A 20,661-nucleotide genomic window follows, 5' to 3' on the forward strand; every position below is an offset into this window, starting at 1 on the left:
CGGCCGGTTTGAGTTTTCAGCGGCCTGATGTCCGTTTTCGAGGGGCGACGTTTCCGTGGTTGATGTCTTCGAGCAGGTCGAGGAGGAGCTCCGCTCCGACCGCTACAAGCGGCTGGCCCGCACCTGGCTGCCCGTCGTCGGCGGCGTGCTTCTGGTCGCCCTTCTGGCCGCCCTGGGCTGGTGGGGCTGGCAGAGCTGGGAGACCTCGAAGGCCGACAAGGCCTCGGTCGCCTACGAGCGCGGCATCGAATCGCTTGAAGCGAACAATCCCACCGGCGCCGACGCCGCCTTCAAGCAGGCGGCCGACGAGGGCAACGGAGCCTACAAGGCCATGGCCCTGATGCAGCGCGCCGGCATCGCGCTCGACGCCAACCGCGCCGACGACGCGCTCGCCCACCTCGACGCCGCGGCCAAGGCTTCGCGCGATCCGCTGATCGCTGACGCCGCTGCGCTTAAGGCGGCCCGGATCGCGATGGACTCGGCGTCCCTCGCGGACATCGAGGCCCGGCTCGAGCCGTTGACCGGCGACGATCGTCCGTACCGTTCGTTCGCCGCCCTCGATCTGGCACTCGCCCGTCTGCAGCATGGCAAGGCCGACGAGGCCCGCGAGGCGCTGGTGGTGCTGAAGAACAGCCTCGACACGCCGCCGATGGTCGGTCAGGTGGCCGATCTGGCCATCTCGGGCATCGACGCCGGCGGGGCCGCCAACATCGCCGCCATCACCCGGGCGCAGGCTTCCATTCCGGTTCCGGACGCGACCGCCGCTCCCGCGGACCGCCCGGCCGGAAGCCCCCAGCCGGCCGCCCCCGCGGCCGCCGACCGCCCGTGATCCCCGTTCCCAGGACGTCCGCCATGAACCGTGTGCTCAAAGTCGCCCTGCTGTGCGGCCTCGCCGTCACCGTCGCCTCGTGCGGCACGGTGCGGCGCGTCCTGCCGTTCGGCCTCGGAGGACAGGACCAGCCGTCGGCCACGGCCACCGAGGGCCAGCGCATCTCGGTGCTTGAGTTCGAACAGCAGCTCGCGCCCTCCGCGGCTCTGGCCGGCCGCGATTTCTTCCTGCCCGGTCCCCAGGCGGCGACGGCGTGGACCCAGCCCGGCGGCGGCGCCGACAACGCCGTCGAGCACGTCATCGCCGGCGCCGACCTGACGGTCGCCTGGCGTCGCGACATCGGAACCGGCTCGTCGCGGGACCACCAGGTCATGGCCCCGGTGGTCGCCGACAATGGACGGGTGTTCGTGCTGGACGGCGAGTCCACGGTAACGGCCGTCGACGCCGGCAGCGGGAACGTCGCCTGGCGTACGGACATCAAGCCGGATGAGGCCGAGGCTTCGCGCGGACTGTTCGGCTTCGGCGGCGGCTCCAGCGGCGGCGGTTTCGGCGGCGGCGTGGCCATCGGCGGCGGCAAGGTCTTCGTCGCCTCCGGCTACCGCACGGTGACCGCGCTCGACCAGGCGACGGGGGCGGTGCTGTGGACGACGCCGGTGGACGTGCCGATCCACGGCGCGCCGACGGTGGCCGGCTCGCGCCTCTTCGTGGTGGATGTCGAGAACCAGATGTTCGCCTTCGACGTGAACACCGGGCAGCAGGACTGGTCCTACCGCGGCATCCCCGAACCGGCCCGCATCATGCGCGCCTCCAGCCCGGCGGTGACCGGCGACACGGTGATCGCGCCCTTCTCCTCGGGCGAGTTGATCGCCCTGCGGGCCTCGACCGGCCAGTCGCTGTGGACCCAGGTCCTCGCGCGCACCACCCGCACCAGCGCCCTCTCCGAGATTCGCGACATCGCCGGCCGTCCGGTGATCAGCCGTGGCGTGGTCTACGCCGTCAGCCACTCGGGCCAGATGGCCGCCCTCGACGTGCGGTCGGGCCAGCCGAAATGGCAGCTGCCCGTGTCCGGCGTCAACGCGCCGCTGCCGGTCGGGGACGTGGTCTACGTGGTGTCCAAGAGCGGCGAGCTGACCGTGGTCAATCGCGAGACGGGCCAGGTCTACTGGACCCGCGACCTCAACGAGGGACGGACGCGTAAGGAAGGCGGCTTCCTCGGCTTCTTCGACCGCACCGTGACCCCCGAGTGGTCGGGACCGCTGCTGGCCTCGAACCGGCTGCTGCTGGTCAACTCCGACGGCGAACTGGTGGCCTTCGACCCCAAGACGGGCGCCCAGACCGCCTCGGTGCGCCTCGGCGGCCCGGCCTTCATCGCCCCGGCCGCCTACAACGGCGCGCTTTATGTGCTCACCGATCGGGGCGTTCTGGTCAGCATCCGCTGACGGAATCCCTCCAGACGCGTTAGAAGGCCGGCATGGCTCTGAAGGTCGCCATCGTCGGCCGCCCCAATGTGGGCAAGTCGACCCTGTTCAACCGCCTCGTCGGCAAGCGCCTGGCACTCGTCGACGATCGCCCGGGCGTGACCCGCGACCGTCGCTACGCGGACGGGAACATCGGCGACATGGACCTCACCCTGATCGACACCGCTGGCTACGAGGACGTCACCGACGAAAGCCTTGAAGCCCGTATGCGCGAGCAGACCGAGGCGGCCATCGACGACGCCGAGCTGATCCTGTTCATGATGGACGCGCGCGAGGGCGTCACCTCGCTGGACCGCATCTTCGCCGACCGTCTGCGCAAGGTCGACAAGCCGGTCATCCTGCTGGCCAACAAGTCGGAGAGCCGCGAGAGCGGCGGCGGGGTGGGCGAGGCGCACGGCCTCGGCTTCGGCGAGCCGGTCGCCCTCTCAGCCGAGCACGGCGAGGGCATGGCCGACCTCTACCAGGCCATTCTCGCGGCCACCTCGGACATGGTGCTCGCCGAGAGCGACGCGGAGGAGGCCGACAAGCCGATCCGCATCGCCGTGATCGGCCGCCCCAACGCCGGCAAGTCGACCCTGATCAACCGCCTGCTGGGCGAGGACCGCCTGCTGACCGGCCCCGAAGCCGGCATCACCCGGGATTCGATCTCGGTCGACTGGGACTACGAGGGCCGCGCCGTCCGCTTCGTCGACACCGCCGGCATGCGCCGCAAGGCGCGGGTGCAGGAGAAGCTGGAGAAGCTGTCGGTCGCCGACACCATCCGCGCCATCACCTTCGCCGAGGTGGTGGTGCTGGTCATGGACAAGGACAACGCCTTCGACATCCAGGACCTGCAGCTCGCCGACCTGGTCGAGCGCGAGGGCCGGGCGCTGGTCTACGTCGCCTCCAAGTGGGATCTCGAGGACGAACCGCAGGCCCGTCTCGCCGAGCTCAAGCGTCTCGCCGACGACAAGCTGCCCCAGCTCAAGGGCTCCCCGTTCGTCGCCCTGTCGGCCCATTCCGGCCGCGGCGTCGAGCGCCTGATGCCGGCCATCCTGCAGGCCTGGGACACCTGGTCGGTCAAGGTGAAGACGCGCGACCTCAACGACTGGCTGGCGCTGGCGGTGCAGCGACACCCGCCGCCGGCCGTCGACGGCAAGCGCATCAAGCCGAAGTACATCGCCCAGACCAAGGCCCGGCCGCCGACCTTCGTGCTGTTTTCCAGCCGCGCCTCGGCCATGCCCGATCACTACAAGCGCTACCTGGTCAACTCGATCCGCGAGAGCTTCGACCTGCCGGGCACGCCGATCCGCCTGACCGTCAAGTCCGGCTCGGCCAACCCCTACGCCGAGGGCGGCGCCAAGTCGGGGCCGGAGCGCTTCAAGGGCGCCGCGAAGACCGCGCCCAAGCGGGTGCAGAAGGCCGAGAAGGCCGAAGCGGTGTCGAAGCTGCCCGGCAAGGCGCTGGAGCAGAAGACCCGCGCCGGCTTCAAGCCCAAGGTGAAGCCGCTCGGCGGCCTCAAGGCTTCGGCCTCGAAGAAGGCCGGCAGCAGCGTCGCTGTCCAGAAGGGGGCCCGCGGCGGGGCGCGCCAGGTGTCGCGGTCGGGCCGTGTGCGCACCGGGCAGAAGGGCGGACCCAAGCGCTAGACCAGCGCCGCCGCCCCCGGGCCGTCCTTCCACTCGCGGAAGCTGACCTTCAGCGGCGGCTCGCGATCCGGACGTGCCAGTTCGACGATCAGCGGGCCGATCTCCGACGGGTGCGGATTCTGCTCCGGATCCTCGCCCGGATAGGCCTGGGCCCGCATCTGCGTGCGCATCCGGCCCGGGTCGAGCACGGCGACGCGGATCTTCAGGCTTTCCAGTTCATCCGCCCAGCAACGCATCAGGGTCTCGGCCCCGGCCTTGGTCGCCGCATACACCCCCCAGAAGGCCCGGGGCGTGGTCGCCACGCTGGTGGTCAGGTGGATCACCCGGCCGGCGTCGGAGGCCCGCAGCAGCGGCTCCAGCGACCGGATCAACCGGTAGACGGCGGTGAAGTTGGTGCGCTCGACCTTGGCGAACTGGCGCGGGTCGGCGTGCGACACGGGCGACAGGCCCTCGGCGCCCAGCGTCGCGGCGGCCTGCACCCAGATGTCGAGGCGGCCGAAACGCTCATAGATCGCGCCGCCCAGCCGGTCGATGGCGCCGCCGTCCACCAGGTCGAACGGGATCAGGGTGGCGTGCCGGCCTGTGGCGGCGAAGATGGCGTCGTCCAGCTCCTCGAGGCCGCCTTCGGTGCGGCCGGTGGCGATCACGTGCGCGCCCGCCTGCGCCAGCGCCAGGGCGCTCTCGTAGCCGATGCCGCGCGAGGCCCCGACGACGAGGGCGATGCGGTCCTTGAGGGGGAGGTCGGTCATGGCGCGCTGATAGCGCGGCCGGAGCCGGGCCGGAAGGCGCGAGGGATCAGAATCCGGGGGCGGGGCGCCACAGGCTGAAGCTCACGCCCTGGTCGTCCTCGACCACGGCGGTTCGGCCGGACCGGCTGTCGGACGGCACCGCCGCCTTGCCGCCCAGCTCCACGACCCGCTCGCACAGGGCGTCGACGTCGTCGACGCGGAAGTACAGGTGTTCGTTGTTCTTCGGCCGCTCCACCTTGACGAAGCCGAAGGGCGGCTGGCTGTCGGCCACATGGGCGTAGGCCGTGTGCGATTGGGCCTCGTCGAAGCGCCAGCCGAACAGGGCGCCGTAGAAGGCGCGCGCCTTGTCGATGTCCTGGGTGTCGATGGTGAAATAGCCGAGCTGGATCATGAGCGCTTAAGCGCTCACCAGCAGCGAAAGTTGCCGGTTCGCCTCCTGCCGGCCGCCTTCCTCGATCTCCCGGTCCAGCAGGCGGGTCGGGTATTCGCCGGTGAAGTAGTGGTCGGTGTACTGCGGATTGTCCGGATCGCGCGGCCCGGCCTCGAGCGCGCCGTACAGGCCGTCGACCGAGAGGAAGCCCAGCGAGTCCACCTCGAGGTAGGCCCGCATCTCTTCCAGCGACTGATTGGCGGCGATCAGCTGGTCCCGCTCCGGCATGTCGATGCCGTAGAAGTCGGGGTACAGGATCGGCGGCGAGGCCGAGCGCAGGTGCACCTCGGCGGCCCCGGCCGCGCGCACGGCCCGCACCAGCTTCACGGAGGTGGTGCCGCGCACGATCGAGTCGTCGATCAGCACCACCCGCTTGCCGGCCAGCACCGCCTTGTTCGGGCTGTGCTTCATGCGAACGCCCTTCTGCCGCGCGCCCTGGCTGGGCTGGATGAAGGTGCGGCCCAGATAGTGGCTGCGGATGATGCCCATCTCGTAGGGGATGCCGCTCTCCTGGGCGTAGCCCAGCGCTGCCGGCACGCCGGAGTCCGGCACCGGCACGACCACGTCGGCCTCGACCGCGTGCTCGCGCGCCAGCTGGCGGCCCATACGCTTGCGCACCTCGTAGACCGACTTGCCGTCGAGAATGCTGTCCGGGCGCGAGAAATAGACATACTCGAACAGGCAGGGGCGGGCGGCCTTCTGGGGGAAGGGCTTCTCCGAGCGCAGGCCGTCGTGATCGATGACCACCACCTCGCCGTTCTCCACATCCCGCACGAACTCGGCCCCGATGGTGTCCAGCGCGCAGGTCTCCGAGGCCAGCACCCAGGCGTCGCCCAGCCGGCCGAGCACCAGCGGCCGGATGCCGAGCGGGTCGCGCGCGCCGATCATCTTGGACCGGGTCTGACAGACGAGGGCGTAGCCGCCCTCGATGCGCCCGATGGCGTCGATGAAGCGGTCGACGATCTTCGCCTTCCGGCTGCGGGCGATCAGGTGAAGGATGACCTCCGAGTCCGACGTCGACTGGAAGATCGCGCCTTCCGACACAAGTTGGCTGTGCAGGTATTTGAAATTGGTCAGGTTGCCATTGTGGGCGATGGCGATGCCGCCCTGGTCCAGATCGGCGAACATCGGCTGGATGTTGCGCAGGAAGCTGCCGCCGGCGGTGGAGTAGCGGGTGTGGCCCACGGCGGCCGACCCCGGCATGCGCCGCGGCAGGTCCGCCCCGCCGAAAGCCTCGCCGACCAGGCCCATATGCCGTTCGGTGTAGAAGCGCGCCTCGTGCACGCTGGCGATGCCGCAGGCTTCCTGCCCGCGATGCTGCAGGGCGTGCAGGCCCAGGGCCACGATGGCGGAGCCGGCGTCGGGCTCGGCGCCCCAGACGCCGCAGACGCCGCACTCGAGGCGCGGACGGTCGTCGTCGACGTCCCGGAAATGCTCCCGGTGGACGACCGGTTCGGCGATGCAGTGCTCGAGGCGGCTCATCGAAGACTCCGATGACGCGAGGAAAATCAGCGGGCGGCGGGCGTCCGCGAAGTATTGTCACTTTGCGGCGGGGGCAAGGCTTCGTCGCCGGAAAACCCTTCGCTCACGGACGAAGCGACCACCGGCGTGAGCGCGTCGGCCCCGCGGCCGATGCCGGGGAGCACGATCTGGATCAGCCGCGCCGCCCCCGCCGTCGCCGGCCGGACGGCCGCTTCGCTGAGCCAGCGCGGCGTCCGTTCGCCGGGGAGGGCGGCGACCACCACCAGGTGGATCGCTCCCAGCAGCACCAGGGCGCGGGCGGCGCCGATGAAGACGCCGAAGAACCGGTCGACCCCGCCGAGCCGCGGATGCGCCTGCGCCCGACGCGACAGGATCGAGCCGAAGATGCGAATGCCGAAGTAGATCAGCAAGAAGGAGACGATGGCCGCGAGGATGGTCCCGCCCCAGTCGGGATCGACCAGGCCGCGGCCGACCGGCGCGGTCAGCGGCAGGGCGACGAGGGCGACAAAAGCCGCCAGCACGAAGCTGAGCAGGGTGATGATCTCGCGCGTCGCCCCGCGCACCCAGCCGGCGGCGGCCGAGCCGAGGATGACCAGAATGGCGATGGCGTCGAAACCGGTCATGCGGGCTCGGCTGCGGCTGGGGCTGAACTAGTAACGGCTTTCCGAGATTCGTTCGACCGCCTCGCCCAGTCGGGACACCGCCGTGAGGCGGACGCCCTTGTCCTTGGCCGTCAGCGGCGGCGACAGGGCCTGGTCGAAGCCCAGCTTGGCCGCCTCGCGCAGCCGGGCCTCGGCCCGGCCCACGGCGCGCACCTCGCCCGACAGGCTGATCTCGCCGAACACCACGCACCCCTGCGGCAGGGGCATGTCGTTGGCCGAGCTGATCAGCGCCGCCGCCGCCGCCAGATCCGCAGCCGGCTCGTTGATGCGCAGGCCGCCGGCGACGTTCAGGTAGACGTCGCGATCGCCGAAGCCGAGCCCGCAGCGCGCCTCCAGCACGGCCAGCACCATGGCCAGCCGGCCGGAGTCCCATCCGACCACGGCCCGCCGCGGGGTGCCGTAGGCCGAGGGGGCGACCAGCGCCTGCACCTCGACCAGCACCGGCCGGGAGCCTTCGATGCCGGCGAACACCGCCGACCCCGGAGCCCGCTCGGTGCTGTCGCCGAGGAACAGGGCCGAGGGGTTGGCGACTTCGCGCAGGCCGGCGTCGCCCATTTCGAACACGCCGATCTCGTCGGTCGCCCCGAAGCGGTTCTTGCCGGCGCGCAGGATGCGGAACGGATAGCCGCGCTCGCCCTCGAAGCTCAGCACGGCGTCGACCATGTGTTCGACCACGCGCGGGCCAGCGATCTGACCGTCCTTGGTCACATGGCCCACCAGCACCACGGCGACGCCCTGCGCCTTGGCCAGCCGCACCAGTTCTCCGGCGCAGGCCCGCACCTGGGTGACCGATCCGGGTCCGGCCTCATGGGCGTCGCTCCACAGGGTCTGGATCGAGTCGATGATGACGATGTCGAACTTCTCGCGCTTCAGCGTCCCGACGATCTCGCGCAGGGCCGTGGCCGAGGCGAGGTTCACGGGGGCCGAGGCCAGTCCCATCCGCTTCGCCCGCGCCCGGATCTGCTCGACCGCCTCCTCCCCGGAGATGTAGGCCACCGACGCGCCGGCCATCGCCGCCTTCGCCGTCACCTCCAGCAGCAGGGTCGACTTGCCGACGCCGGGATCGCCGCCCAGCAGGATGGCGGAGCCCGGCACGACGCCGCCGCCGCAGACGCGGTCGAACTCGCCCACGCCGGTGACGATGCGCGGCGGCTCGGGCGTGTCCGACTGCAGCGTCTCGAACTGCACGCCGCGGGCCCGGCTGGTCGCCGCCGGTTTCAGGGCCCCCGGCGGCGCCGCGCGGCTCTCCTCGACGATGCTGTTCCACTGCCCGCACGCGCCGCACTGACCGGACCACTTGCCGTGGACCGCCCCGCAGGACTGACAGACGTAGATCGCACCATCCCGAGCCATGGGTGCGGCTTACAGCAGTCCGGGCGAGCGGGGCAGGGGGTGGACATTCGTCTACGACCGATTCTGACGTGTGCCGCCCAACCCGCGAGCAACCCTGACCGCCGCCGAGACCGTTGCGCCGCGCGCGGGCGCCGTGCCAGCTTGGCCGCGTCCAGGAGATTTCCCATGCTGCACCGTCTGGCCGCCGCGGCCGCCGCCCTCGTCGTAAGCTGCGGCTTCGCGGTCCCGGCGGCAGCAGACACGCTGGTGATCACCGCCGACCGGATGGTCGACGTCGAGCGCGGCCGCTACATCGACAACCCCGTGGTGGTCGTCATCGACGGCCGCATCGTGTCGGTGGGAACCACCCTGCCCACGGAGCTCGCCGCCGACGCCGAACGCCTCGACCTTCCGGGTCTGACGCTGCTGCCCGGCCTGATCGACATGCACGTCCATCTCGCCTCGACGCCCTACGTCTCCGGCTGGCGCGAACTGGACTACGCTGACGACTTCGGGCCGATCCTGCAGGTGCCGCACGCCCGCGCCAACCTCGACGCCGGCTTCACCACGGTGCGCAATCTCGGCGGCCCCCCCTTCGCCGACGTGGCGCTGATGCAGGCCATCGAGGGCGGCTTCGTCGAGGGGCCGCGCGTCGTCCCGTCGGGCGCCTCGATCAGCGCCACCGGAGGCCACTGCGACGAGACCGGGTTTCCCTATTCGATGCGGCGGACCAGCGACTTCGTCGCCGACGGGCCCGAGGCCATGCGCCGGGTGGTTCGCGAGGTGCGCAAGTACGGCGCCCGGGCGATCAAGATCTGCGCCACCGGCGGCGTGTTCTCGCGCAACACTGAACCCGGACAGCAGCAGCTCAGCTTCGAGGAGCTGAAGGCGGCCGCCGACGAGGCGCACATGTGGGGCCTGCGCGTCGCCGCCCACGCCCACGGCGCCGACGGTATCCGCGAGGCCATCCGGGCCGGTATCGACACCATCGAGCACGCCTCGATGATTGACGCCGAGGGGGTCCGCCTCGCCGTGGAGCACGGGACCTGGCTGTCGATGGACATCTTCAACACCGACTTCACCCAGGAGACCGGCACGGAGTTCGGCGTCACCGAGGACAACCTGCGCAAGGACCGGGAGATCGCCCAGATCCAGCGCGACAATTTCCGGCGCGCCCACGAGGCGGGGGCCCGGATGGTGTTCGGCTCGGACGCCGCCATCTATCCCCACGGCCTCAACGCCCGCCAGTTCGCCGTCATGGTCGAGTACGGCATGACCCCGGCTGAAGCGATCCGCGCCGCCACCTGGAACGCCGCCCAGGCCCTGGGGATGGAGCGCGACGTGGGCGCGGTCGCCGTGGGCCGTTACGGAGACCTCATCGCCGTGGCCGGCGACCCGCTCGCCGACGTGCGGGCGCTGGAGGCGGTCGCCGTCGTGGTCAAGGGCGGCGAGGTGGTGAAGGACGCCCGCTAGTCGCGATAGACGCGCGGCACGCGTGCCGTGATGGCGCTGAGCAGTTCGTAGGCGATGGTGTCCGCCGCGGTCGCCGCGTCGTCGAGCATCCGGTTCGGTCCGAACAGTTCGACCCGGTCGCCGACCCCGACCTCCAGCCCCGTCACATCCACCGCGCAGGCGTCCATCGACACCCGTCCGACGATCGGCCGCAGTTCGCCGGCGACGAAGGCCTGGCCTGCCGGGCTGTAGCTGCGCAGCACCCCGTCGGCGTAGCCGGCGGCGCAGGTGGCGATGCGGCTCGGCCGCCCGGCGGTGAAGGTCCGCGAATAGCCGACCGTCTCGCCGGCCGGAACGTCGCGCACCTGCAGCACCTCGGCGGTCAGGGTCGCCACCGGCCGGATGCGCGGGTCGGGACGTCCTTCGGGCCCCCCGCCGTACAGGCAGATGCCGGGCCTGAGCGCGTCGAAGGCGTAGTCCCGCCCGAGGAAAACGCCGCCGGAGTTGGCGAACGAGCGCGTCGTCCCCGGATAGCGCTGCGCCGCCGCGGCGAAGGCGTCGCGCTGGCGGGCGTTCATCGGCTCGGCGGGGTCGTCGGCGCAGGCCAGGTGGCTGAGCACCAGCTCCAGACCCTCGAATGGCTCCGGCGCCTCTTCGGGACGGAAGCCGAGGCGGTTCATGCCGGTGTCGATCTGCAGGCCGCAGGGACCGCCGCCGGCGTACCGCCACTCGGAAAGCTGCGCGGCCGTGTTGATCACCGGCTGCAGCGCCGCCGCGCGCAGCCGTCCCGCGCGTCCCGCGACGCAGCCGTCCAGCACATAGATCGCCGGCGCATCGCCGAGCGCCCGGCGCAGCGTCTCACCCTCGCTGGTCCGGGCGACGAAGAAGGTCCGCGCCCCCTCGGCCATGAGCCGGCGGGCGCAGGGAGCCGCGCCGAGGCCGTAGCTGTCGGCCTTGACCACGGGATGCACAGGAACCCCGCCGATGGCTTCGAGCGTGCGGAAGTTGGCGGCGAGCGCCGACAGATCGACAGTCAGTTCGGCCGGGGAGGGCATCCCGCCATCTACGGCCTGCCCGTGCTGCGATGCAACAAAAAGCCCCTAGGCCCGCGGGAAGGCATTGCCGGCCGCGTCGAACAGATGCGCCTGTTCCGCGGGGACGCCGAGGCGCAGCGTCTCACCCGGGCGGGGCCGCCGGTCGCCGGCCAGCTGCACCGTCAGCGGTGCGCCGGCGTAGTCCGCATAGGCGAAGGTGGCGTGTCCGAGGGTCTCGGCGAAGGTCACCCGGCTGGCGATCCCGCCTTCGGCTTCGCCGGTCAGATGCTCGGGCCGGACGCCGACGGTCACCGTGTCGCCTGCCTTCGCTGCAGACGCGTCGACCGCCGCCGTCACGAGGTCTCCCGCCGCCGTCCTGACCTTCGCCTGCCGCGCGCCGGCCTCGACGATCTCGCCGGGGATCAGGTTCATCTTCGGACTGCCGATGAACTCGGCGACGAACAGGTTGCGCGGTCGCTCGTAGAGATCCATCGGCCGTCCGACCTGCTCGATCCGGCCGCCGTTCAGCACCACGATCCGGTCGGCCAGCGTCATCGCCTCGACCTGGTCGTGGGTCACATAGATCATCGTCGTTTTCAGCCGCTCGTGCAGCGCCGCGAACTCGTACCGCATCCGCACCCGCAGGGCGGCGTCGAGGTTCGACAGGGGCTCGTCGAACAGGAAGACCTCGGGCTCGCGCACGATCGCGCGGCCGATCGCCACCCGCTGCCGCTGTCCGCCGGACAGGGCTTTCGGCTTGCGCTCGAGATAGTCGGAGATGTTCAGCGTTTCCGCAGCGTTCCGCACCCGCTGGTCGATCTCGCCCTTGTCCGCCTTCGCCAGCTTCAGCCCGAAGGCCATGTTCTCGTACACGCTCATGTGCGGGTAGAGGGCGTAGGACTGGAACACCATGGCCACGCCGCGATCCGAGGGCGACAGATCGTTGACAGTCCGGCCGCCAATGGCGATCTCGCCGCCGGATGCCGCCTCCAGTCCCGCGATCGTGCGCAGGAGGGTGGACTTGCCGCAGCCCGACGGGCCGACGAAGACCACGAACTCGCCGTCGGCGATATCGAGGTCGATCCCCTTCAGGACCTCGGTCGCCCCGAACCGTTTGCTCACCCCGGTCAGCCGGACGTCCGCCATGTTTCCTGCCCGCCGCTTGTGCCTTCGGGCACCGTAAACGGTTACACCCGCAGATCAATGCCAGCCCCGGAGGGTGACATCGCGGGTCGGGATGCTAGGTTTCCGCAGTGAAGTCCTCCCCCGTTTTGCACGCCCTTCGCCTCGCGACCGGCGATCTACATCGCGAGATCGAAGCGGAATCGCGCGTCGAATTGCGGCTCCGCGATTCCGCCACGCGCCCTGCCATGGTGGCCTGTTTCCTCGACTTCCACCGGCGCGTCGAGGCCGTCGTGGAGCCTTGGCGCGACGAACTCCGTGACGGCGGATTCGAAGTGCGACCCCGCGTGCGGGAGATGCGGGAGGATCTGGAGCGGCTCGGCGGGGTGGACGAGGCGGGCGAGGTCGCGTCCGCGGCGCCCACCTTCGGTGAGGCTCTGGGCTGGCTGTACGTGGCCGAGGGATCGATGCTGGGCGGCCGCGTGATACGGCGCGGGTTGCTGCAGGACGGAGTTCCGCTGACGGGGCTCGGCTTTCTCGATCCTTGGGGAGATGCAACCGGAGACCATTGGCGCGCGTTCGTGACTGCGATGGAATCCGCATGCGCGTCGGGGCGAGTGCGGCAGACGGATGTCCTCAAGGGCGGGCGCGACGCGTTCAAGCTGGCCTTCGCGTTGCTGGTTCCACCCCGCCCGATCGAGTCCGCCGCATGACAGACACTCGCGCTGCCGCGCGCATCGACCTCGCCGACTGTGATCGCGAGCCGATCCATATTCCCGAAGCGATCCAGCCTCACGGCCTGCTCCTGCTGCTGGACCGGGGCGATCTGGCCGTCGTGCGCGAAGCCGGACGGATGGAGGCCGTCACGGGCCGGAACTCGTGGATCGGCCGGTCGGCCGAGGACCTGCTGGGAGAGCGTCTCGCCTCGCGCCTGAAGGCGGTCGCCAGCGTGGGCGCCGAGGGCTTCGCAGGCCGCTGGCGCGGCGCCAATGGCCTCGACTACGACGTCATCGTCCGCCCCGGCGAAGCCGGCCTGATCGTGGAGGTGGAGCAGAGCTCGCACGGCGCCCAGCTCGGCGTCGAACTGATCAGCCGGCTCGATGCGGCCAGCGCGACGCTGGAGCGCGCCGCCACGGTCGGGGCCGTCTGCGAACGGGCCGCCGAGTCCTTCCGCGCCCTGACCGGCTTCGACCGGGTGATGATCTACCGCTTCCTTGAGGACGAGGCCGGCCAGGTGGTGGCGGAGTCGCGCTCGCCTGAGCTTGAATCCTTCCAGAACCATCATTTCCCCGCCACCGACATTCCACGGCAGGCGCGCGCCCTCTATCTGCGCAATCCGGTGCGGGTGATCCCCGACAGCCATTACGAGGCCCAGCCGCTGAAGCCGGCCGCGCAGGCCCCCCTCGACCTCAGCGACTGCGGCCTCCGGAGCGTGTCGCCGGTCCACCTGCAGTATCTGCGCAACATGGGCGTCCGGGCTTCGGCGTCGGTGTCGATCATCGTCGACGGCGAGTTGTGGGGGCTCGTGGCCTGTCATGGCTCACGGCCCCAGCTGCTGCCCTTCGAGCTCAGAACCGCGGCCACCAACCTCGCCCGCTCGATGGCCCGACAGATCAAGGCCAAGGGCGACGCGGAACTCTACCGGAACCGGATGCGGCAACGGCAGCTCGAGGACGAGCTGATTGGTCGTTTGTCGCCGGACCAACCGCTCGAGGCGGCGCTGGCCGACCGCGGGCGCGAACTGCTCGAGCTCGTCGACGCGGACGGGCTGGCGCTGGTCGGAGCGCGAGGTGTCTTTCAGCTCGGCGTGACGCCCCCAGAGGGCGCAGTCCGCCGCCTGGCGGGCTGGGTCGCGGAGCAACCCGGCCTGCGCCCGCTCGCCACCCACGCCCTCGCCACTCGCTTCCCCGACGCCGAAGCCTGGCGGACGGAGGCCAGCGGTTTGCTCGGCGTCCATCTGCAGGGCGAGCAACCGACGACGCTGATCTGGTTCCGGGCCGAGATCGTCGAGACCGTGCGCTGGGCCGGCAATCCAACCACGGCGGTGAAGAGCGGCCCCGCGGGTCAACTGACCCCGAGGGCCTCCTTCGAGGCGTGGTCGCAGACGGTCAGCGGGCGTTCGCGTCGCTGGAGCGCGTCGCAGATCGAATCGGCCATGCGCCTCCGTGACGCGCTCATGGACTTCGCCGCTGTAACCCAGCTCCGCGATCTGAACCGGTCCCTGGCGGCGTCGCTGAGCGAGCGGGAGCTGCGCCTCGAGCAGCAGGAGTACCTCATCCGCGAGGTCAATCACCGGGTCCAGAACAGCCTGACGCTCGTATCGTCCTTCCTCGGCCTGCAAGCCCGCCAAGCGGAGCCCGGGGCGCAGACGGAGCTGCTGGAGGCCCGCCGACGGGTGCGCGCGGTGTCGATGGTGCACAGCCGGCTGTATCGGGCGGAGTCCGGATCGTCGGTCGATCTGGAGCGCTACTTCGCCGAACTGATCGACGATCTCGGCGCCTCGATGGGCGCCGACTGGAGCGCCCAGCTGGACTCGGACCTGACGCCGGTCCGCGTCGAGGCAGGCCGCGCCGTGACGCTGGGGCTGATCCTGACCGAGCTGATCATCAACGCGCAGAAATACGCCTACGACGGCCGACCCGGACCGATCCGCGTCTGTCTCGAAGAGGATCGTTCGACCCTGCGGCTGGTGGTCGAGGACGCCGGCAAGGGCGGCCACAAGGTCGGCGAGGGCTTCGGCTCGATGATGATCGGCAGCCTCGTGGGCCAGCTCGGCGGACAGCTCGACTACCGCGACGCCAGGCCCGGACTCCGCGCCGCGCTGAAGGCGCCCGTCGCCGCGGCCTGATCAGCTTCGGGGCTTGCCCTTGAACGGCTTGCCGCCCGCTTTCGCCTTGAAGCCCGGCTTCGGCTTGCCGGTCCATGGCCGGTCGCCGGCCGAGGCGCCCCCCTCGGTGCGGGGCGTCCACGGCTTCTTCGCCTTTGCCTTGTCCACCCAGGGCTTCTTGCCTGGAGGGGTCGGCCCGTCCTTGGTCCGTTTGACCCATTTACCGCCGCCCTCGCCGGCCTCCGAGGCCGCCGGAGCCTCGCGCTCGGCGCGCGGAGCCCAGGGCCGGGCCGGGGCCTCGCCCTCCGGTCGGGGCGTCCACGGCTTCTTCGGGCCGGCGCCGTCGACGCGCGGCTTGCGGAAGGGCTTGTCCTCGCGCCCGGGCCGTTCGCCGGACGGCTTGTCCCACTTGCGCAGGCTCTTCTCGCCGGGCGCCGGCGCGACGGCGTCCTGGATGGTCACGCCCTCGTCGTTCGGCTGGGCCAGCGCGGCGCGGAACTTGGCCTCGGCGTCGCGGGTGATCTCGAACTTGGTTTCGCGGTCGAAGATCTTGATCGAGCCGACGTCCCGCTTGGTGACGTGGCCGAGGCGGCAGATCAGGGGCAGCAGCCATTTCGGGTCGGCGTTCTTCTCGCGCCCGATGTTGACGCGGAACCAGCTCATCTCGCCGCCGCGGGCGAAGTCGGTCAGCGGGCCGTCCTTCTGGCCGCGCTCGTTGCGGCCGCTGGCCTGGGCGCGGGCCATGCGCTCGTCGTCCTGCACGTCCTCGGGCGGCGGCAGCTTCTCGCGGTAGAGGCGGATCAGGGCGGCGGCGACGTGCTCGGGCGAGGTCCGCTCCAGCAGCTGCCGGCCCAGCTCCAGCGCCTCCTCGTCGGCCGGCGCCATCAGCACCGGGTCGGTCAGCATCCGCTCCTGGTCCTTCGCCCGGATCTCGTCCGCGGACGGCGGGCCCGACCACTCCGCCTTGATCGCGGCCGACTGCAGCATCAGCTCGACCTTGCGGCGCCGGGTGTGGGTGACCATCAGCACCGACGTGCCCTTCCGGCCGGCGCGGCCGGTCCGGCCCGAGCGGTGCAGCAGGGTCGCCTTGTTGACCGGAATCTCGGCGTGAATGACCAGCCCCAGATCGGGCAGATCCAACCCCCGGGCCGCCACGTCGGTGGCCACGCACACCCGCGCGTGCCCGTCGCGCAGCGCCTGCAGCGCCTCGGACCGCAGCGACTGGGTCAGTTCGCCCGACAGACCGACGACCGAGAAGCCGCGCTCGCGCAGCGAGGCGGTCAGGTGTTTCACCCGCTCGCGGGTGTTGGCGAAGACCAGCGCCCCGGGACTTTCGAAATAGCGCAGCACATTGACCACACCGTGCTCGACCTCGTGCGGGGCGACGCGGACGGCGCGGTACTCGATGTCGCCGTGGGCGACGTTCTTTGAAGTGGTGTCGATGCGCAGGGCGTCGCGCTGGTATGTCTTGGCCAGCTCGGCGATGTCCCGGGCGATGGTGGCCGAGAACAGCAGCGTCCGCCGCTCCTGGGGCGCCTGGTCGAGGATAAAGGTCAGGTCTTCCGAGAAGCCCATGTCGAGCATCTCGTCCGCCTCGTCGAGCACGACGGCCTTGAGCTCCGACAGGTCGAGCGCGTCCCGCTCGATGTGATCCTTGAGCCGCCCCGGCGTGCCGACCACGATGGCGGCGCCGCGCTCCAGCACGCGCCGCTCGGCGCGCGGATCCATGCCGCCGACGCAGGTGGCGATCCGGGCGCCGGTGTTGGCGTAGAGCCACTCCAGCTCCTTCGAGACCTGCAGCGCCAGCTCACGGGTCGGCGCGATCACCAGGGCGACCGGACTGGCGTTGTCCTCGAATCGCTCCGCGTCGCCCAGCAGGGTCGGCGCCAGGGCGAGGCCGAAGGCCACGGTCTTGCCCGAGCCGGTCTGGGCGCTGACCAGCAGATCTCGACCGGCCTCGGTTTCCAGAACGGCCGCCTGGACAGGCGTCGGCTCGGCGTAGCCGCGATCGGAAAGGGCGCGGTCGAGCGCGGGATGGCTGGCGGGGAAGGGCATGGAGAGGTCCGTAGGGCGCCGACGCGGCGCGCGCCAGCCGGGGAGGCGGGCGAAGGGCGGGGCTTGTGCCCGTCGAACAAGGCGGAACCGGGGCCCTTCGGTTCCTGATATCGGCGCTCGCGCGGCTGACAACCGGGAGGAGTCGGCTAAGCTGTGCCGGAACTGAGGGGGACAGCATGTTCAGAACGCTTCTCGTCGCCACCACGGCGCTGACGCTCATCGCCGCGCCGACCGTCGCCCAGGTGGCCAGTCCTTCGTCCGACACGCCCGCGGTGGGAGCGGCTGCGGGGCCGGGCGGCGCTGACCAGCTCCGGCCCGGTCAGACGGTGAGCGGGGAGCTGCGTGGGGGCGACGACACCCTGTCCTCCGGCGAATACAATGACCGCTGGACCTTTCCGGTCCGGCGCGGCCAGACCTATGAGGTCAGCCTGACCTCGACGGCGTTCGATCCCTACCTGCTGGTGCGTGGGCCCGGCGGGCTGCAGGAGGACAACGACGACGATCCCTCCGCGCGCGGGTCCCGCGACAGCCGCATCCGCTTCACCGCCCCGGCGGACGGCGAGGTCGAGATCGGCGCCACCAGCTATGAGCCGGGCGAATCCGGCCCCTACCGACTCACCCTGGCGGCGGTCGGGAGCGGCGCCGACGAGCCGCGCGCCCCGGCCCCCGCGGGCGCCGCGTTGGCGATCGGGCAGACGGTCGCCGGCGAACTCGTGCGCGGCGACGCCCGGCTGGACAGCGGCGAGTTCATCGACACTTGGACGCTGCACGGCCGCCGCGGCCAGCAACTCGACATCCGGCTCACCTCGGCCGCCTTCGATCCCTATGTCGCGATCTCGGGCCCCGGCGGCTTCTCCGACTTCAACGACGACGACGCCGACGCCGGCTCGCGCGACAGCCGTCTGCGCGTCACCCTGCCGGCGGACGGCGAGTACACGATCGGCGCGACCAGTTACGAGCCGGGCGAGAGCGGCGCGTACCGGCTGGCGGTCGTGGCGGACGCCGGCGCGCCGGGGGTGCGGCCGCCGGCCGAAATCGCCTCGGGACAGCCGTCCTCCGGCGGCGCGCTCGCTGTGGGCCAGACGGTCGCCGGCAGCCTCGCCGCCGGCGATGAGACCCTCGACAGCGGCGAGTACGTCGACACCTGGCGCTTCACCGGGCGCCGGGGGCAGCGGGTGTCGGTGGAGCTGACCTCGTCCGCCTTCGACGCCTACACCATGCTGCGGACGCCGTCGGGCGAGCAGTTCGACAACGACGACGGTGAGGACGGAACCGACAGTCGCCAGCAACTGGTGCTCCCGGAGGACGGGGAATACGAGGTGCTGGTCACCTCCTACCGCCCGGGCGAAACGGGGACCTACCGCTTCAGCGTCGAGGCCGGCCGCGAACCGCCGCGCCAGGCCGCTGTCGCCGGCGGAGCGCGGGTGTTCGCGCTCATGGTCGGCGTGTCCGACTACGGCGGCCGCGCCACCGACCTTCCCTTTACGGACGAGGACGCCCGCAAGCTGGCCGAGGAGCTTCGTCGCGACGGCTCCCTCAACGACGCGAGCGTGGTGCTGACCAACGCCGAGGCCACCGTGGACGGCGTCCGCGAGGGCTTCCGCCGGGTCGCCGCACAGGCCGGTCCGGACGACGTCTTCCTGTTCTTCTTCTCCGGACACGGCGATCAGCAGCCGACCGAGGTCAGCGGCCTGGAGCCCGACGGCAAGGCTGAAACGCTCGCCCTGTTCGACGGCGACATCGACGATGTCGAGCTGGCCCGGCTGTTCGACACCCTCGACACCCGGCTGTCCCTGCTGGTGGTCGACGCCTGCTTCTCCGGCGGCTTCGCCCGCAACGTCGTGGATCAGCCGGGAGTCATGGGCGTGTTCAGTTCCGAGGAGGACCTGACCAGCGCCGTGGCCGACAAGTTCCAGGCCGGCGGCTACCTGTCCCACTTCGTGCGGGCGGGTATGACCGGAGAGGCGGACGGCGACGGCGACCGCCTGGTCACCGCCGGCGAGCTGGCCACCTACCTGCGCCGCCAGTTCCGGACCGAGGTCGAGGACGTGCAGGCCGAGACCCAGGACGGCCAGCGCAACTACCAGAACCTCGTCATCGACCGCGGCGGCGTTCAGGTGGACGACGTCATCGTGCGTCTCCCGCCCGCGCAACTGGCCGCCCTCGGGGACTGACCCGGGATTGCGGCTCGCCGCCATCCGGGGTCTACGGAGGGATGGCGAGGCGCTCAGCGACGGGAAAGAAGACGGTCTCGGCCGCGAATCTGGCGGCCCTGGGCGCCGAACGGCTGGCCGCGCTGCTGCTGGAGGCGGCGGGCGGAGACGCGAACCTGAAGCGCCGCCTGCGGATGGAGCTGGCCGCCGAACTCGGCGCGGCCGACCTCGCGGTCGAGATCGACAAGCGCCTGACCTCTCTCGCCGGGAGCCGCAGTCGCGTGTCGTGGCGCAAACGCCCCGCGCTGCTGGGCGACCTCGTCGCGGTGCGGAGAATCATCCTCGAGCGCCTGGCGCCCCTCGACATGCGGCTGGGCCTGGACCGGCTGATCGCCTGGTTCGACCTCTATCCGGGCCTGGTCCGACGCGTCAGCGACGCCAGAGGCGAGCTGCCGGCCATGTTCGAGGCCGCGGCCGTCGACCTGGCCGCGCTTGCGTCGCTGGCCGGACCCGACATCGCGGGCGAAGCGCTCAGCGAAGCCCTGTCGACCCGGCTGGACCCCTGGGCCGCCTGGGTCGGGGCCGCCGCGCAGGGCCTCGACCCCGCCGTGGCGCGCCGCCTGCTCGCCGATCTGACCCATGGCCGGCCCCGGCCGACCGGGCGTCTCGCCGGCGTCGCGCGTCGGCTGGCCGAGCGCGCGGGCGATGTCGACGCCTGGATCGCCGCGATACCCGACGAAGAGCGACGCCGGCCGGCGATGCAGGTCGAGATCGCCCGACGTCTGGCGACAGCCGGCCGGCCGGCGGACGCTCGCGTGGCGCTCGACGCGGCCCGGCGCGCAGCGAAGGCGGGGTCGGGCTGGCTTCGCGGCGCGGGTTCGCCGCCGCCGGACCCGGCGTGGCTCGAGGCCGAGATCGCGGTGCTCGACGCCGAAGGGCAGGCCGCGGAAGCCGACGCCGTCCGCTGGGGCCTGTTCGAACAGACCCTCTCGCCGGACCTCCTGAGGACGGTGATCTCGCGTCTGGCCGATTTCGAGGACGTCGTCGCGCTGGATCGGGCCTTCGCCCTGGCCGCCGCTCATCCGGATGTGATGAAGGCGCTGGCCTTCCTGATGGACTGGCCGGCGCTTCGTGAGGCCGCCGCCCTTGTCGAGGCGCGCGGCGACGAACTGCGGGGCGCCCACGAGGACGCGCCGTTGTGGGCCTCGCGACTGGCCGGGCGACATCCGCTGGCCGCGCTGCGCCTGCTGCGGGCCCGCATCCGGAGCCTGACCCAGCTGGGCGCCGCGGACCGCGAGATCGAGGGGCTTCTGGGCGAGGCGGAAGGGCTGGCGGCCGGCGTCGAACTGCCCGAGGAGCTGCCCGATCATCCCACCTTCATCGCCGGTCTCCGGCGTTCCCCCGCGACGAGACCGCGACGGCGCTGACGCT

16 protein-coding genes are annotated in these 20,661 nt (G+C 71.4%); 8 read left to right on the forward strand and 8 right to left on the reverse strand.

The features are described 5' to 3' along the window. Positions 1-55 precede the first annotated feature (55 nt). The 3 genes from BM333_RS05015 to der are packed head-to-tail and all read left to right on the forward strand — an operon-like array spanning position 56 to position 3,932. On the forward strand, positions 56-829 hold the full coding sequence (locus BM333_RS05015; RefSeq protein WP_092308007.1) for a tetratricopeptide repeat protein: 774 nt from the start codon (positions 56-58) through the stop codon (positions 827-829). A gap of 23 nt (positions 830-852) precedes the next feature. Further along, on the forward strand, positions 853-2,268 hold the full coding sequence (locus BM333_RS05020; protein ID WP_092308009.1) for a PQQ-like beta-propeller repeat protein: 1,416 nt from the start codon (positions 853-855) through the stop codon (positions 2,266-2,268). A gap of 32 nt (positions 2,269-2,300) precedes the next feature. Then, the gene (der, locus tag BM333_RS05025; RefSeq protein ID WP_092308011.1) at positions 2,301-3,932 is read left to right on the forward strand and encodes a ribosome biogenesis GTPase Der; all 1,632 of its coding nucleotides are present in this window, start codon (positions 2,301-2,303) and stop codon (positions 3,930-3,932) included. On the opposite strand, the gene BM333_RS05030 is transcribed toward der, so the two are convergent. From BM333_RS05030 to radA, 5 genes are read right to left on the reverse strand one after another with little or no spacing between them, the layout of a single operon-like run. Continuing rightward, complete coding sequence (locus BM333_RS05030) at positions 3,929-4,681, reverse strand: SDR family NAD(P)-dependent oxidoreductase (RefSeq protein ID WP_092308013.1); 753 nt, start codon at positions 4,679-4,681, stop codon at positions 3,929-3,931. The genes der and BM333_RS05030 overlap by 4 nt on opposite strands. A gap of 46 nt (positions 4,682-4,727) precedes the next feature. Continuing rightward, entirely contained in the window at positions 4,728-5,072 is a 345-nt protein-coding gene (locus tag BM333_RS05035; RefSeq protein WP_092308015.1) for a VOC family protein, read from the reverse strand. Between the two features lie 6 nt (positions 5,073-5,078). After that, positions 5,079-6,593, reverse strand: coding sequence for an amidophosphoribosyltransferase (gene purF, locus BM333_RS05040; protein ID WP_092308016.1), 1,515 nt, complete (start codon positions 6,591-6,593; stop codon positions 5,079-5,081). A 26-nt stretch (positions 6,594-6,619) separates the two neighbouring features. Beyond that, complete coding sequence (locus tag BM333_RS05045; protein ID WP_092308019.1) at positions 6,620-7,216, reverse strand: CvpA family protein; 597 nt, start codon at positions 7,214-7,216, stop codon at positions 6,620-6,622. Between the two features lie 27 nt (positions 7,217-7,243). Then, positions 7,244-8,608 (reverse strand): DNA repair protein RadA, encoded by a 1,365-nt coding sequence (gene radA, locus BM333_RS05050; protein WP_092308021.1) that lies wholly within the window; start codon positions 8,606-8,608, stop codon positions 7,244-7,246. Between the two features lie 165 nt (positions 8,609-8,773). On the opposite strand from radA, the gene BM333_RS05055 reads away from it, so the two are divergent. Further along, the gene (locus tag BM333_RS05055; RefSeq protein ID WP_092308023.1) at positions 8,774-10,060 is read left to right on the forward strand and encodes a Xaa-Pro dipeptidase; all 1,287 of its coding nucleotides are present in this window, start codon (positions 8,774-8,776) and stop codon (positions 10,058-10,060) included. Here the strand turns inward: BM333_RS05055 and alr are convergent. Continuing rightward, positions 10,057-11,094, reverse strand: a complete 1,038-nt coding sequence (gene alr / locus BM333_RS05060; RefSeq protein WP_092308025.1) for an alanine racemase — start codon at positions 11,092-11,094, stop codon at positions 10,057-10,059. The genes BM333_RS05055 and alr overlap by 4 nt on opposite strands. Before the next feature lie 45 nt (positions 11,095-11,139). Next, positions 11,140-12,219 (reverse strand): ABC transporter ATP-binding protein, encoded by a 1,080-nt coding sequence (locus BM333_RS05065; RefSeq protein WP_092308027.1) that lies wholly within the window; start codon positions 12,217-12,219, stop codon positions 11,140-11,142. Between the two features lie 107 nt (positions 12,220-12,326). Here BM333_RS05065 and BM333_RS05070 point away from each other — a divergent pair, with 107 nt between their 5' ends. Together BM333_RS05070 and BM333_RS05075 are read left to right on the forward strand one after the other, a co-directional pair. Further along, a complete protein-coding gene (locus BM333_RS05070) occupies positions 12,327-12,908 on the forward strand; it encodes a biliverdin-producing heme oxygenase (protein ID WP_092308029.1) in 582 nt (193 codons plus the stop codon). Next, a complete protein-coding gene (locus BM333_RS05075; RefSeq protein WP_092308031.1) occupies positions 12,905-15,043 on the forward strand; it encodes a histidine kinase dimerization/phosphoacceptor domain -containing protein in 2,139 nt (712 codons plus the stop codon). Before BM333_RS05070 ends, BM333_RS05075 begins: the two co-directional genes overlap by 4 nt. On the opposite strand, the gene BM333_RS05080 is transcribed toward BM333_RS05075, so the two are convergent. Then, complete coding sequence (locus BM333_RS05080) at positions 15,044-17,077, reverse strand: DEAD/DEAH box helicase (RefSeq protein WP_092308033.1); 2,034 nt, start codon at positions 17,075-17,077, stop codon at positions 15,044-15,046. It abuts the gene before it with no gap. A gap of 176 nt (positions 17,078-17,253) precedes the next feature. Here BM333_RS05080 and BM333_RS05085 point away from each other — a divergent pair, with 176 nt between their 5' ends. Then, the gene (locus BM333_RS05085) at positions 17,254-19,251 is read left to right on the forward strand and encodes a pre-peptidase C-terminal domain-containing protein (protein WP_092308035.1); all 1,998 of its coding nucleotides are present in this window, start codon (positions 17,254-17,256) and stop codon (positions 19,249-19,251) included. A 41-nt stretch (positions 19,252-19,292) separates the two neighbouring features. Then, on the forward strand, positions 19,293-20,657 hold the full coding sequence (locus BM333_RS05090; protein WP_177221805.1) for a DUF6880 family protein: 1,365 nt from the start codon (positions 19,293-19,295) through the stop codon (positions 20,655-20,657). Positions 20,658-20,661: the final 4 nt, after the last annotated feature.

It is taken from the genome of Brevundimonas viscosa, from assembly GCF_900116065.1.
Taxonomy (GTDB): Bacteria; Pseudomonadota; Alphaproteobacteria; order Caulobacterales; family Caulobacteraceae; genus Brevundimonas; species Brevundimonas viscosa.

Excerpts from the sequence above, each read along its gene's own strand:
- BM333_RS05035 (WP_092308015.1), bottom strand. The coding sequence starts at position 5,072 with ATGATCCAGCTCGGCTATTTCACCATCGACACCCAGGACATCGACAAG.
- BM333_RS05045 (WP_092308019.1), bottom strand. The coding sequence starts at position 7,216 with ATGACCGGTTTCGACGCCATCGCCATTCTGGTCATCCTCGGCTCGGCC.
- alr (WP_092308025.1), bottom strand. The coding sequence starts at position 11,094 with ATGCCCTCCCCGGCCGAACTGACTGTCGATCTGTCGGCGCTCGCCGCC.
- BM333_RS05020 (WP_092308009.1), top strand. The coding sequence starts at position 853 with ATGAACCGTGTGCTCAAAGTCGCCCTGCTGTGCGGCCTCGCCGTCACC.
- BM333_RS05085 (WP_092308035.1), top strand. The coding sequence starts at position 17,254 with ATGTTCAGAACGCTTCTCGTCGCCACCACGGCGCTGACGCTCATCGCC.
- purF (WP_092308016.1), bottom strand. The coding sequence starts at position 6,593 with ATGAGCCGCCTCGAGCACTGCATCGCCGAACCGGTCGTCCACCGGGAG.
- BM333_RS05080 (WP_092308033.1), bottom strand. The coding sequence starts at position 17,077 with ATGCCCTTCCCCGCCAGCCATCCCGCGCTCGACCGCGCCCTTTCCGAT.
- der (WP_092308011.1), top strand. The coding sequence starts at position 2,301 with ATGGCTCTGAAGGTCGCCATCGTCGGCCGCCCCAATGTGGGCAAGTCG.
- BM333_RS05055 (WP_092308023.1), top strand. The coding sequence starts at position 8,774 with ATGCTGCACCGTCTGGCCGCCGCGGCCGCCGCCCTCGTCGTAAGCTGC.
- BM333_RS05065 (WP_092308027.1), bottom strand. The coding sequence starts at position 12,219 with ATGGCGGACGTCCGGCTGACCGGGGTGAGCAAACGGTTCGGGGCGACC.
- radA (WP_092308021.1), bottom strand. The coding sequence starts at position 8,608 with ATGGCTCGGGATGGTGCGATCTACGTCTGTCAGTCCTGCGGGGCGGTC.
- BM333_RS05090 (WP_177221805.1), top strand. The coding sequence starts at position 19,293 with ATGGCGAGGCGCTCAGCGACGGGAAAGAAGACGGTCTCGGCCGCGAAT.
- BM333_RS05075 (WP_092308031.1), top strand. The coding sequence starts at position 12,905 with ATGACAGACACTCGCGCTGCCGCGCGCATCGACCTCGCCGACTGTGAT.
- BM333_RS05030 (WP_092308013.1), bottom strand. The coding sequence starts at position 4,681 with ATGACCGACCTCCCCCTCAAGGACCGCATCGCCCTCGTCGTCGGGGCC.